The organism is Streptomyces sp. NPDC005811 (genome assembly GCF_040630405.1).
Lineage (GTDB): Bacteria > Actinomycetota > Actinomycetes > Streptomycetales > Streptomycetaceae > Streptomyces.
Genome location: NZ_JBEXXK010000020.1, coordinates 1 through 12,754, shown reverse-complemented (window position 1 = coordinate 12,754; position 12,754 = coordinate 1). Strand labels below are relative to the sequence as shown.

General features: G+C 70.5%; 13 protein-coding genes. 3 read left to right on the top strand and 10 right to left on the bottom strand.

Translation table 11 applies throughout. The features are described from left to right. Nucleotides 1-31 precede the first annotated feature (31 nt). Nucleotides 32-982 (top strand): nitrilase-related carbon-nitrogen hydrolase, encoded by a 951-nt coding sequence (locus ABZ490_RS22170; RefSeq protein WP_358992556.1) that lies wholly within the window; start codon nt 32-34, stop codon nt 980-982. 174 nt (nt 983-1,156) lie between these two features. Here the strand turns inward: ABZ490_RS22170 and ABZ490_RS22165 are convergent, their stop codons facing one another. Beyond that, nucleotides 1,157-1,564: a hypothetical protein gene (locus tag ABZ490_RS22165; protein ID WP_358992554.1), complete on the bottom strand. Its 408-nt coding sequence runs from the start codon at nt 1,562-1,564 to the stop codon at nt 1,157-1,159. Nucleotides 1,565-1,744: 180 nt separating this feature from the next. Between ABZ490_RS22165 and ABZ490_RS22160 the strand changes: the two genes are divergently transcribed. Beyond that, nucleotides 1,745-2,299: a hypothetical protein gene (locus tag ABZ490_RS22160; protein ID WP_358992552.1), complete on the top strand. Its 555-nt coding sequence runs from the start codon at nt 1,745-1,747 to the stop codon at nt 2,297-2,299. A 101-nt stretch (nt 2,300-2,400) separates the two neighbouring features. Further along, entirely contained in the window at nt 2,401-2,784 is a 384-nt protein-coding gene (locus tag ABZ490_RS22155) for a hypothetical protein (protein WP_358992550.1), read from the top strand. 56 nt (nt 2,785-2,840) lie between these two features. Here the strand turns inward: ABZ490_RS22155 and ABZ490_RS22150 are convergent, their stop codons facing one another. The 9 genes from ABZ490_RS22150 to ABZ490_RS22110 form a co-directional block, all read right to left on the bottom strand. Further along, nucleotides 2,841-3,260 carry a hypothetical protein gene (locus ABZ490_RS22150; protein ID WP_358992548.1) on the bottom strand — a complete coding sequence of 140 codons (420 nt, stop codon included), beginning with the start codon at nt 3,258-3,260 and terminating at the stop codon, nt 2,841-2,843. 21 nt (nt 3,261-3,281) lie between these two features. Continuing rightward, on the bottom strand, nt 3,282-5,648 hold the full coding sequence (locus ABZ490_RS22145; protein WP_358992546.1) for a WD40 repeat domain-containing protein: 2,367 nt from the start codon (nt 5,646-5,648) through the stop codon (nt 3,282-3,284). Between the two features lie 60 nt (nt 5,649-5,708). Further along, nucleotides 5,709-6,878 carry an esterase-like activity of phytase family protein gene (locus tag ABZ490_RS22140; RefSeq protein WP_358992544.1) on the bottom strand — a complete coding sequence of 390 codons (1,170 nt, stop codon included), beginning with the start codon at nt 6,876-6,878 and terminating at the stop codon, nt 5,709-5,711. Between the two features lie 55 nt (nt 6,879-6,933). Continuing rightward, complete coding sequence (locus tag ABZ490_RS22135; RefSeq protein ID WP_358992542.1) at nt 6,934-7,869, bottom strand: ABC transporter permease; 936 nt, start codon at nt 7,867-7,869, stop codon at nt 6,934-6,936. Beyond that, nucleotides 7,869-9,059: an ABC transporter permease gene (locus ABZ490_RS22130; protein ID WP_358992540.1), complete on the bottom strand. Its 1,191-nt coding sequence runs from the start codon at nt 9,057-9,059 to the stop codon at nt 7,869-7,871. The genes ABZ490_RS22135 and ABZ490_RS22130 overlap by 1 nt, the downstream gene beginning before the upstream one ends. Further along, complete coding sequence (locus ABZ490_RS22125; protein ID WP_358992538.1) at nt 9,056-10,630, bottom strand: ABC transporter ATP-binding protein; 1,575 nt, start codon at nt 10,628-10,630, stop codon at nt 9,056-9,058. Before ABZ490_RS22125 ends, ABZ490_RS22130 begins: the two co-directional genes overlap by 4 nt. A 26-nt stretch (nt 10,631-10,656) precedes the next feature. Next, nucleotides 10,657-11,751 (bottom strand): BMP family ABC transporter substrate-binding protein, encoded by a 1,095-nt coding sequence (locus ABZ490_RS22120; RefSeq protein ID WP_358992536.1) that lies wholly within the window; start codon nt 11,749-11,751, stop codon nt 10,657-10,659. A gap of 109 nt (nt 11,752-11,860) precedes the next feature. Further along, a complete protein-coding gene (deoD, locus tag ABZ490_RS22115) occupies nt 11,861-12,586 on the bottom strand; it encodes a purine-nucleoside phosphorylase (protein WP_358992534.1) in 726 nt (241 codons plus the stop codon). Then, a partial coding sequence (locus ABZ490_RS22110) for a glutamine amidotransferase (protein ID WP_358992809.1) occupies nt 12,586-12,754 on the bottom strand: 169 nt, incomplete at its 5' end. The genes deoD and ABZ490_RS22110, both read right to left, overlap by 1 nt.

Sequence of the window (12,754 nt, the reverse complement as noted above, 5' to 3'; positions counted from 1 at the left end):
GATGGTATGTGGGGTTCCTACCGTCGACGCCATGACTTCTGCCTCTCCTCATGGGTCCCGCCGCACCGTGACCGTCGCCGTCGCCCAGGCGGCCGCCCCGTTGTTCGACACTCCGGCCGCAATGGCCCGGGCGGAAGAACTCATCCGCGAGGCCGCCCGCCGGGGTGCCGAAGTCGTCGTCCTTCCCGAGGCGTTCCTCGGGGGCTACCCGAAGGGACTGGACTTCGGCATCACGGTCGGCAGCCGCACCCCGGACGGCCGCGATCTTTTCCGCCGCTACCACCAAGCCGCCATCGAGGTCCCCGGTCCGGAGATCGAAACCCTGGCCGCGCTCACCCGGGAACTCGGGTGCCACGCCGTGGTCGGCGCGGTCGAACGTCAGGGCGGCACCCTGTACTGCGTCGCGCTCTTCTTCGGCCCCGACGGCTACCTGGGCCTGCACCGCAAGCTGATGCCCACCGCCGCCGAGCGTTACCTGTGGGGGCAGGGCGACGGATCCACTCTCCCCGTCATCGACACCGGCACCGCCCGTATCGGCGCGACGATCTGCTGGGAGAACTACATGCCGCTGCTGCGCACCGCGATGTATGCCAAGGGCGTGGATCTGTGGTGCGCGCCGACCGTCGACGACCGCGACGCCTGGCAGGCCACCATGCGGCACATCGCCCTGGAAGGCCGCTGTTTCGTCCTCAGCGCCAATCAGTACCTGCGGCGCGACGCCCTGCCGGCCGATCTCCACCCCGTCCAGGGCGACGAACCGGACACCGTCCTGATCGGCGGCGGCTCTGTCATCGTCTCCCCGCTCGGCGAGGTCCTGGCCGGGCCGCTGCGCGACGGCGAGGGAATCCTGACCGCGGAACTCGACCTCGACGACCTCACCCGCGCCCGCTTCGACCTCGACACCACCGGCCACTACGCCCGCCCCGACGTCTTCACCCTCCATGTCGATGAGTCCCCCCACCCCACCGTCACCGCCGGTTGACCGCACCGGCAGAACCGCGACGGCTCCGCTCTCCACGCCGGGCGGTCACACGGTCCACTTCGCTGATCGGCAAGCCGCCCGAAGGGGATGACTACTGGCCGGCGTGGCGGCTGGCAAAAGCCGTGCGGCGGACGCCCGGCGACGTAGTGTCCGCCCGCCCTGCGGTGGCGGGGGTCAAGCCTTGCTCTGCTGACCAGGCGCGCAGTGCGGCTTCGGCTTGCTCATGGACGCCCCTATCGTGCGACCTTGAGGCACGCCGAGCAGGGTGATGATCTCCTTGCCGTCAAGGGGCACCAGGATGCCGGGCAGCCGCTCAGAGACGGCACGCTCGGCTGCGGCACGCTCCTCGGACTCGCGCTGGGCCTGTTCTCTCGCGTGCCACTCGTCGTGGTCGGCCGCGTCGCAGGCCTGCAGAGCGGCCCGGCGCCAGTCCCCCTCGTCCCGCCCCTGGCCGAGGCCCACTTCCACGAAAAGGGCGCGGTAGTCCGGCGCGCCAGGGCCGGCCGACGCCACACCGAGCCGGGCGGGCGCCGCGTCGATCGGCCGGCCCTCCCGCGGACCGCTGCATTCCGAAGTAAGCACCGGCCACCGGTCCACTCAGTAAGAGATCACAGAGCATTCTCGGCAGGTCACCGCACCACATGTGATGTCTCCCCATGGGCCAGCCTGTATCGGAGTGGATCGCTAGGGTTGGGCGAGAGGGGCAGTAGCACCAGTGCTGGGGAGGTCGCCACGTTGTTCGGGTCGCGGACCGGATTCGGTTTGGAGTTCCACGTCGAACGCGAACCGTACCTGCTGTGCGTCGACGTCTTCGTCGGCGGGCTCCATGTGAACACGTGGGACAACGCGTTCTATCCGCCGCTGCTGGTCAAGAAACTCAAGGACGAGCTCAGTCGCTTTCGCACGCCGACCGCGCCGCCGGCGGGGTTCACCTCGCCGCTCAAGGCGTTTCGCCTTGTCGAGGACCGGTGGTCCGACGACGCCGGTTCGGGAACGGCATCCGCGGCCGGGGCGGAGCTCGAGAGCTACCGTTTCCTGGATTGGGGCGAGTGCACCGATGAGGTGCTCGCGTTCGCGTTCCCCGATGGGGACCAGGTGCACCTCGCCTGCCGGGTACGCGATGGAGGCGGTGTTACCTGGGGCACGGAGGCCAGGTGTGAGCCGACGGTGGTGTCGGTGAGCAGGACGGTGCTCGTCGAGGCGCTGGAGGGCGCCCTCGTCATCGCTGAACACGAGTGGTCTGCCCGGCTCGCCACCGACATCAAGGCCCGTGAGGCCCGCGAAGACGGGGACATGTCCACCGTGCGTTCTTCCTAGGCAGTGTCGCCAGCAGGGTGTCCGTTCCGGTGCTTGTTGTGGCAGCCGGGGCTTCGAGGTTGGGAACTGCGCATCTGCCAGGGTGGAGGAGCGACGTCGACATGACAGAGTCGGTTCCCGGGTCGACGGCGACCGCATCGGCTGATGTGGCGCGAGCTCGGGCGGAGATTGCGCTGAGCCTTCCGGCTCCGCTGGTGGCGTTGTGGAACGTGACGGACGGCTTGATGACTGATGCCGGTGTGACCGTGTACTCGGCCAGGTGCATCGGCGAACGCAATGCCACCTACGAAGTCGCGCAGTACGCACCGGGTTTCCTTCTCATCGGCGACGACAGTGGTGGCCGCGGGTTTCTCCTGCGTGCCGACGGTCCGGGCTCCGCCGTGTTCGCCTCAGATCTGGGCGACCTGGGTCCTGAAGACTTCGAAGTCGAGTCCGTGGACTTCGTGTCCTGGATCGAATCGCTTTGTTCCACCCCCTTTTGCTGACAGCCGCCGCGCCGATCAGCATCCGCCGCTGCGCGGGATTCCGCCGTCCGTCATCTTCACTCCATGTAGTAGTCGGCGTACTGGGCGGAGTGTGCCTCGACGGAGAAGTCCTCGAAGTCGCCGGCCTTCTCGCAGTCGAGCAATCGCTGAAGCGCTGCTTCGGCTTCGGGTTGGCGCTGCGACAAGAGGTACGCCTTGGTTCTGGCCAGTCCCCTTCCGCACAGCAGCTGGATGTCGATCGAGCAGTCGGCGTCCATGCCGGCGGACTTGGCCTTCCAGATGAGCAGTACGTCGTCGAGACTGCCGGCGTTGAACAGCTGAACACAGCACAACTTCATCAACTCGGTGTCGCCGTAGCCTTGAGCCTGCCGTTCCAGCCCGATATGCACTCCGAGCAGCCCGCGCACCTCGTCGAGGCCCACGCCGACAGGGTGCAGACCGTAGCGGTGAAGGCACTCGTCCTCGTCCATTGCCATGCCCTTTCTTCTGGTGACATCTCACTGCAGCGGGGATTCAAGCGGGGAGATCGGTCCGGTGAGGAACGCGGCCTCGAAACCGAAGCACACCATCAATCCGTCTGGTGCCACCGCCAGGGCGCCGATGGTTTCAGGGAACGTGAGCGGGACGCCGGTCTCCTCGCGGGTGATGAGGTCCCACAGCCGTACCGTGCGGTCGTCGCCGCCGCTGACCGCGACGGGCCGGCCGTCGACCAGGCCGGTGGCGAGTACGGTCACGGTGCCGGTGTGTCCGGTCAGAGCGGGGAGGAGTTCCGTGCCGTCGGCGAGATCCCACATCCGTACCCTGCTGTCCTCACCGCCGCTGAGGGCGACCGTCCGGCCGGCGACAACGGCGGCGGCCACTGCCTCGACCCGGCCCGTGTGACCGGTCAGAGGCGCTCCGATCTGTTGGCCGGTCCTCACGTCCCATATCCGTACGGTGCTGTCCTGACCGCCGGAGACGGCGACCGGCCCGCCGTCGAGCATCGTGGTGGCCACCGCCTGCACGAACCCGTCGTGTCCGGCGAGGGGATCACCGATCTGGTGACCTGTCGCCAGGTCCCAGCGCCGCAGCTCACCGGAGTAGCCGTCGTCGAAGCCGCCGGTGACGGCGAGCGGGCGGCCGTCGAGGACCGCGGTGGCCACCGTGTGCGCCTGCGGGATGGCGACCGGAGCCGCACCGACCGGTTCACCGGTGTTCAGGTCCCATCGGCGTACGGTCCCGCTGGGCGCCCCCCACGGAACCGATCGCTGGCCGACGGTGACCGCTGTCGGGTGTCCGTTCACGGTTGCCGTGGCGACGGCGTGGACAGCCGCCTCACTTTCTGCGTCCGTGACGAGCGGGGTTCCGTTCGGCTGTCCGGTGGTCAGGTCCCAGCGGTGCATCTCCCCGTGGGCACAACCCGTGAGGGCGACCGGGCGGCCGGCGACCTTTGTGATCGCCGTGCTCCTGATCGTGCCGAAGTGTCCGCCGACCGGGGTCCCCGCAGGCGGCTGGGGCGACAGATCCCACAAGCGCACCGTCCCGTCCTCCATGGCGGTGACCGCGACAGGACGTCCCTCGACGACGGTCGCGGCGAGCGCGCCCGCGTCGCGGGCGGTGAACGGTTCCACCACGGGGCGCCCGGTGGCCAGGTCCCATCCGCACACCGTGCCTCCGTCGAGGAGGGCGCACACGACCGGACGGCCGTCCAGCATCGTCACGTCGAGGTCCGCGACCCAGTGCCGGGTACGTCCTGTCAGTACCTCCCCGATGGGTTTCCGGGTGCCGAGATCCCAGCGCCGCACGGTGCCGTCGTAACTGCCGGTGACGGCGACCGGGCGGCCGTCGAGAGTCGTGGTCGCCATCACGGTCAGGCCCTCGGTGTGACCGGTGAGCGGCTCTCCGGCGGGGCGCCCTGTGGCGAGGTCCCACAGCCGTGCCTCCGTGTCGCCGCTGCTCCCGGTGACCAGCACCGGGCGGCCCTCCAGCATCGTCGTCGCCAGATGCACGGCCCCCGTGTGACCGGTGGGGATCGAAGTGACGTGACGGCCCGTCGCCAGGTCGTGGACCGCCGCGACGGGGAAGTCCTGGCAGACGTCGGTGTCGCTGTCGTCGGTCTGGACGGTGGACACCACGACCGGCCGTCCGTCGAGCACCGCGCAGGCCAGGGAGTTCAGGTAGATCCCTCCCGGGTACCACATCCCTTCGGGGAGGCTCTCGAGACCGGAGAGGATCCCGGGACAGGGCGCGGTGTCGATCCGGCGGATCGGTCGACCTCCCGCCAAGTCGCCTACCTGGATGGTGTTTCCGTAGGTGCCGGCGACCACGACGGGGCAGCCGTCCAGTTCGGTCGTGGTGAGCACCCACACGTCCTCCGCGAGGGGCGACCACACATGGATCTGCTCACCGGTCGCGAGGTCCCAGGCCCGCACGGAGGACTCCCCGTAGCCGCCGGTCACCGCGACGGCACGGCCGTCCCGCGTCGTCGCGGTCGCCACGGCCGACAGCCCTTCCTCGTGACCGGTCAGCGTGGCGAGGAGGCGGGGTGATGTCTCCGAACCGGTCGCCCACGCCACCTTCCACTCGTGGCCGCCGTCGCCCGGCAGTGGTACGGAGGCGATGCGAGCCGCCAACCCGGGCGCCCCGTGGCGGGCGGCGTCGAGGGCCAGCAGATCGCGGCGTACCCGGGCGTCGGCGTCCCGGTGCAGATGCGCCGACTCCCGGTACACCGCCGCCGTCAACCGGCCGGTCGGCCCCGGGGCCCCGTCCAGCAACGCCTGCACCCGCGCTGGATCGGCGTGCACCAAGAACCCGGGATCGGCCGACCCCACATCCATCACCACGGAATCAGCCTCGGAGACATCAGGGGTCGGACCTTCAGACATGGCAGCACTGTAGAGAGGCGCACTGACACGCGTTCCGACGGACCCATGTGAGGTGCTGTGTCAGATGCCCGTGGCGGCGAAGGCGAGGAACTGGGTCGTCTGGAGGGAGGAGAAGTTGTCGTCGGAGACCAGGAGCACCGTGCGACGGCCGTCCGGCAGGCGCGGGCCCAGGGTGATGCCTTCGACGTTGTCGACGCGCCGCAGGCCGGGCACGTCGGACAGGTCCGTGACGAGCGTCTTGCGGACCGGTGTCACCGGGCCGTCCGTCAGGGAGTCGCGGCCGAGGACGTCGGTGGCTCCGTGCAGGTCGACGAGGTAGATCCGGACCTTCCAGTCGTTGGCGCTGAAGATCGAGGCGCGTTCCAGCAGCAGGAAACGGTCGTGGCCCAGCGCGACGAGATCGCTGACTCCGTTGGTGTCGGTGCTGCCCGTGGGAGGCGTGGCGAAGAGCGGTTCGAGGGGGTAGGCGTACTGCGCCACCGGTCGGCCTGTGCGGGCGTCGTGGACGGTGAGGCGGGTCAGGGCGCCGTGGGAGGGGGTGGGGTCGTCGCCGTCCTGGTAGAGGGGATCTTCCATGGCGGTGACGATCCGGCGGCCGTCCGGAGTGAAGGTGACCCCTTCGAGGGTCTGGTTGCGGCGGGGGCCGACGGGCTGCGCGTTCATGTGCAGTTGCGGTGGCAGGGGGAGCGCGCCGGTGTCCTGGCCGGTCACGGTCGCCCGTCTGACCGACGGGTCCCCGAGCACGGCCGGGCCGTTGGCCGGGACGACACGTTCGCCTTCGCTCGTCCAGACCAGACCGCCGCCGCGCGGATCGACGGCGATGCCCTCGGGGTCGGGGGCGATGGTCGCGGGCTGTCCGGCGGGGGTGGAGGTGGGCGGGTAGACGGTGCCGTCGGGGCGCAGCCAGGGGTGGGTGCCGGTGAGTTCGACTCCGCTGAGGCGGCCGTGCGCGAAGTCCGCCCGGGCGGTGTAGAAGCGGGCCGGGCCGGTCGCCGACCGGTCGTCGCTGATCAGGTAGTAGGAGCGGGTGGTGGCGTCGTAGCTGATGGCGGACAGTCCGCCGACGGTGGTGCCCTGGAAGGACAGCGCGTTCGGCAGATCCTGTTCGCCGATGAAGTCCAGGCGGGGCAGGTGAGCGGTGGTGTCGGGTGCGGCCGCGGTGAGGGCCGGCAGGGTGGCGAGGGCGAGCAGGGACGCGACGAACCGGCCGCGGGCGGTGCGCAGGCGCATGAGGGTGAGTACTCCTTGACGGGGCCTCGAGGCCCCCATCGGTGTCGGTGTGTGGTCAGGCTTCGGAGGGAGACACCTGCACGGGGACAGGTCGTCGGCGGCGCCGGGCGAATACCGCAAGTGCCAGCAGGGTGAAGGCGTACGGGAGTGCCGAGACCAGCTGCGACGGCACGGAGAGGTTGCCGAGCTGGACGGCGAGGGCTTCGGCGGCGCCGAAGCCGAGTGCGGCCAGGAACACGCCCCAGGGGCGGAGCATGCCGAGGTACACGGCGGCCAGCGCGATGTAGCCGCGGCCGGCGGTCATGTCGGTGACGAAGAAGGAGACCGCCCCCATGCTGAGGAACACCCCGGCCGCTCCGGCGAGGGCGCCGCTGAGCGCCAGCGCCACGAACCGCACCCGGCCGACGCGGATGCCGACGGACCGTGCCGCGTCCGGGAACTCGCCGACCGCGCGAAGATGGAAGCCGAACCGGGTCCGCAGCAGCAGCCATGCGACCGCCGGGGCCGCCGCGACGGCGATCCAGGTCATGAGGTTCTGGCCGCCGATCACGGTGCCGAGGCCCGGGATGTCGCCGAGCAGCGGCAGGTCGACCGTGGGCAGTGTGCCGCTGCGCAGCCGGCTGGTGCCGCCCTTGTCACCGAGCAGCGCGTACACGGCGTACGCGGTGGCGCCGGACGCCAGCAGGTTGATGCCGATGCCCGCGATGATGGCGTCCGCGCCCAGGTGCAGGTGCAGTACGCCCAGGAGCAGTGCGAGCAGGCAGCCCGCCGCGATCCCGCACGCGGCGCCGGCCCACACCGAGCCGCTGTAGCCGGCGACGAGCGCGCCGGTGCAGGCGGCCGACAGCATCGAGCCCTCCAGCGCGATGTTGGGTACGCCGGCCCGTTCGGCGATCAGACCGCCCAGAACGGCCAGGACGTACGGTGTGCAGACGCGCAGCACCGCGGCGAGGAACCCGGCGCTGAACACGACGTCGAGAACCGGACCCATCAGCGGGCCCCCTTCCGCGCGAGGTACCGCTCGACCAGGTCGGGCAGCGCACGCGCCGTGACCAGGAGGACGATGACGGCCTGGATGATGATCACCGTCTCGGAACCGACGTCCGTCTGCTGTTCCATGACGTCACCGCCGACGCGCAGATACGAGTACAGGAGCGCGGCGCCGACCACGGCGATCGGGTTGTTGCGGGCGAGCAGGGCGACGACGATGCCCTCGAAGGCGAGGCCGCCGGCCATGTCCGGCTGCAGGCCGCCGTAGATCCCGAGGACCAGGTGCGCACCCGCGAGCCCGGCCAGGGCGCCGCCGAGGACGAAGCTCCACTCGATGGTCCGGGGCACGTCGATGCCGCCGTACCGGGCGAAGGACGGGTTCGAGCCGGTCATCCGGATGCGGTAGCCCAGGGGTGTCCTGGCGAGCAGGAACCATACGGCGGCGGCGATCGCCAGCATGCCGAACAGGCCGACGTTGGCCTGGTCGAGCGGGACGCCGAAGATGTTCGTGAGGAGAGGGAGGGCCGAGTCGGGGCGGATCGGGTCGGACTGGACGGCCGCGCTGGACGGCGCCTTCAGATGGTCCGTCAGCAGCCAGTCGAAGACGCGTACGACGACGGCGTTGAGCATGAGGGTGGCCACGATCTCGTTGGCTCCGAGCCGTGCCTTCATCACTCCGGGGACCGCACCGAGCGCGCCGCCGACGAGGGCGGCCGCCGCGAGCGGGACGAGGACCGCGAGGACCGGCGGGAGGTGGAGGTTGATGGCCACCAGGGCCGCCGCCAGCGCGCCGGTGTACACCTGGGCCTCCGCGCCGAGGCTGATCTGCCGGGCGCGGAAGGGGATGGCGACGGACAGGCCGAGCAGGGCGAGGGTGGTGGCGTCGGCCAGCCAGCGGCCGATCCGGGGCGTCCGCTCCAGCGGGCCGGTGAGCAGTGCGTTCATGGCGCCGGAGGCGTCCTTGCCGGTGGCCAGGACCACCAGGAAGGCGATCAGGACGGCCGCGACGACGGTGAGCACGGTCATCGACAGCTCCACCACCGCCGAGCGCCGCCTGGCGGTGAGGAAGTCGCGGCGGCCCTCCTGCTCCGCGACGGACTCCGTGGCGGACTCCGTGTGGGGCTCTGCGGCGGGCGGAGTCCCGGCGACGGCGCGCCGGCCGTCGGGGGCGTTGTGGGGAAGGGTGGTCATGGGGTGCCTGCCGGGGTGAGTCCGTGGGCGATCCGCCCGGCCGGATGGTGTTCGACGCCGAGCATGTACAGGCCTGCCTGCTCCTCGGTGAGGTCGGCGGGGTCGTCGAACCGGGCGGTCAGGCGGCCGTCCTTGATGACCAGGAGCCGGTCCGAGAGCGCGAGCAGTTCGCCGAGGTCGGCGGAGACGAGGAACACCGCCGCGCCCGCGTCACGGGCCTCGATGAGCCGTTCGTACATGAAGTGCATGGCGCCGATGTCGACGCCCCGCGTGAGCTGGGCGGCCAGCAGCACCCGGGGCCCGGCGGACAGTTCGCGGGCCACGATCACCTTCTGCAGGTTGCCCCCGGACAGCGCGCCGACCGGTACGGCGGGGTGCGGGACCCGGATCGCGTAGCGCTGGATCAGCTGCTCGGCCAGCCGCCGTGCCCCGCGTGTGTGCAGCCGGCCGTGCCGGGCGAGCGGGGGGCGGTCGTGGCGGTCGACGATCAGGTTGTCGGTGACGGACTGGTCCAGGGCCGCGCCGTTGGCGAGGCGGTCCTCGGGGACGTGGGCGACGCCGGCCGCGCGGTGGGCCGCCGCGTCGAGCCGGGTGACGTCGGTGTCCTCGACGGTCACGGATCCGGTGGTGGGCTGCCGCAGTCCGGCGAGGATCTCGACGAGTTCGGTCTGCCCGTTGCCCTCGACCCCGGCCAGGCCGACGATCTCGCCCGCGGCGACGTCGAAGGAGACGTCGTGCAGGGGCTGCCCGCCTTCCGGCCCGGAGTGGAGGGAGCGCACCCGCAGCACCGGCGCGCCGGGACGGGCAGCCGGCTTGGAGACCTCCAGGGACAGCTCGCGGCCCACCATCATCGACGCCAGCTGGGCGGGCGTGGACTCCTCCGTGCGTACGGTGCCGGTCACGCGGCCCGCGCGCATGATGGTGACCCGGTCGCTGATCTCCCGTACCTCTTTGAGCTTGTGGGAGATGAACAGCACGGTCATGCCGCCGTCACGGAGCCGGCGTACGGCCTCGAACAGGTCGGTGGTCTCCTGCGGGGTGAGCACCGCCGTGGGCTCGTCGAGGATGAGGATCCGGGCGCCCCGGTGCAGGGCCTTGAGGATCTCGGCCCGCTGCCGCATGCCGACGCTCACCGCCTCGGCCCTGGCGTACGGATCGACCGACAGTCCGGCCTCCTCGGCGAGGGCCGCGGTGCGCTCGGCGGCGGCAGCGCGGTCGACGCGGGCCGCCGGGCCCGGCTCGACGCCCAGGACGACGTTCTCGGCGATGGTGAACGACGGCACCAGCATCAGGTTCTGGTGCACCATGCCGATGCCCAGCGCGATGGCGTCCTGGGGAGTGGAGAGCCTGACCCGCTCACCGCGGACCCGGATCTCACCGCTCGACGGCTGTTCCAGCCCGTACAGCAGTTTCATCAGCGTCGACTTGCCGGCGCCGTTCTGTCCGACGATCGCCCGTATCTCGCCCCCGGCCACCCGCAGGTCGATGTCCTGCGCGGCCCGGGTGCCGTTGGGGTACGTCTTGCCCAGGCCCCTGACGTCCAGGGCGAGAGGGGGTTGCTGCTGGTCCACGAGGCTCCTTCCGGCCGGAGTCGTTCTCAGAAGGCCGACGGGACCGTGACCGCGCCGGACGCGATCTTCGCCGCCTGGTTCTTGAGCTCGGTCCGCAGAGCCGCCGGCACCAACTTCTCGAAGTTGGGGTTGTCCACGTAGCCCACGCCGTTCTCGGTGAGACCGACCGCGGCCGGCTTGCCGTAGGCGAGGCTGCCCGACTTGTTCTGCTCGGCCGCCAGGTACAGGGCGTTGCCCGCGTTCTTGAGGATGGAGGTGACCACGGTCTGCTGCTGGGCGGGGTCGGTGAGGGTCTTGTACTGGTCGGAGTCGACACCGAAGGTGTACCGCTTGGCGGCCACGGCGGACTCGAACACGCCCAGGCCCGAGGATCCGGCCACCGGCCACACCAGGGCGGCGCCCTGCTCGTACATGGACGAGGCGATCTCCTTGCCCTTGGCGGGGTCGCCGAAGGGGTTCTGACCGCCGACGTACTGGACCAGGACTCCGGAGGACGGATTTCCGCCGGCCGCCTGGAAGCCGGCCTTGAAGCCCACCACGAAATCCTCGATGACCGGGATCTTCACCCCACCCATCACACCGACCTTGGTGTCACCGGCGGCCCCGGGAAGGGATTTCCCGGCCACGAGCTTCTCGGCGATGAATCCTGCCAGATAGGCGGCCTCGTTCTGCTTGAACGTGACCGAGTACACATTGGCGCACTTGTTGGAACAGCCGTTCTTGCCCGTGTAGTCCACGGTCGAGTCGAAAAGCCAGAACTTCTTGTCCGGGTACTCCGGGGCCAGTTTGGATATGAAGCCGGCCGTGTCCACGGTGCCCGCCGCCAGGACGTCGTAGTCATCGCCGGACGCGGCGTCCTCGAACCCGGACTGCCACTTCGTACGGTCGCTGCCCAGCTCCACCACCTTCAGTGAGTAGCCGAGGCTCTCCGCCTTCTTCAGGCCCGCGTACGCGGAATCGAAGAAGGAGCGGTCGCCGAGGGTTCCGTTGATCACGAACTTGATTCTCGGCTTCCCGGAATCCGAGCCGCTCGACGCGGTGTCGGATCCGCCGGAGGAACCGCATCCGACGAGAACGACGGACAGAGCCGTCACGGCCCCCAGAATTCTGATCTTGTTCATGTTCCGGTACTCCTTGCTCATCCAGGGGACTTCGAGGGGACTTTCGGAAATTGCGTGGGGCTGGCCGAAAACTATGCAATGCAAAACGTTTTGGCTATGCGTGTCGGTGCTACGAGTTTGTTTCGGCCGCGGCGGTCAGTGCCGTCGCGGCGATGACGAGGGCGCGGTCGAATTCCGCCTCGCGCTCCTCCGGTGTGAGCGTCTCCTCGTGGCGGACGTGGTCGGTCACCGTCAGCACGGCCAGGGCCCGGCCGCCCTCGGCGGCAGCGGCCGCGTAGAGGCCGGCCGCCTCCATCTCGACGGCCAGCGTCCCGTGCGCGGCGAGCCGCTCGAACAGATCGGGTCGCTGGAGATAGAAGTGGTCGCTGGTGAGGACGGGGCCGACGTGCACGCCCGCGCCCTGCCCCGCAGCGGCCTGGCTCGCCGCCGCGGCCAGCTCGAACGTCGCCGTGTGGCTCAGTTGCACACCGGGGATCCGCTGCGCGCTCATCGCGGAGTCGGTGTGTGCGGCGGTGGCCACGACCACGTCCCGCAGTGCCACCGAGGACGGGATCCCGCCGCAGGTGCCGACGCGGGCGATGGCACGCACGCCGTAGACGCGGAAGAGCTCGGTGGCGTAGATGGTGATGGAGGGCATGCCCATGCCCGAGGCCAGCACGGACAGTGGCCGCCCTCGCCAGGTGCCGGTGTATCCCTCGATGCCCCGCACCTCCGTGACCAGCCGGGCATCCTGGAGGAAGTCCCGCGCGATGCGACGGGCCCGGCGCGGATCGCCCGGCATGAGGACCTGGGGCGCGAAGTCGCCCGGGGCGGCGGAGATGTGGGGAGTGGCCATCAGACTTCCCGCCTCTCCTGCACGGAGACGGCCGCGGGAAGGGTCTCTCCGCTCAGCCAGCGGACCAGCCGGTCCCACAGCACCGGATAGCAGTCCCACGCGAGGAAGCCCGGCGGGGCCCAGTGGGGCGCCAGGTCGGAGGTGAAGGCCGCGGATCTCCCCGCCCCG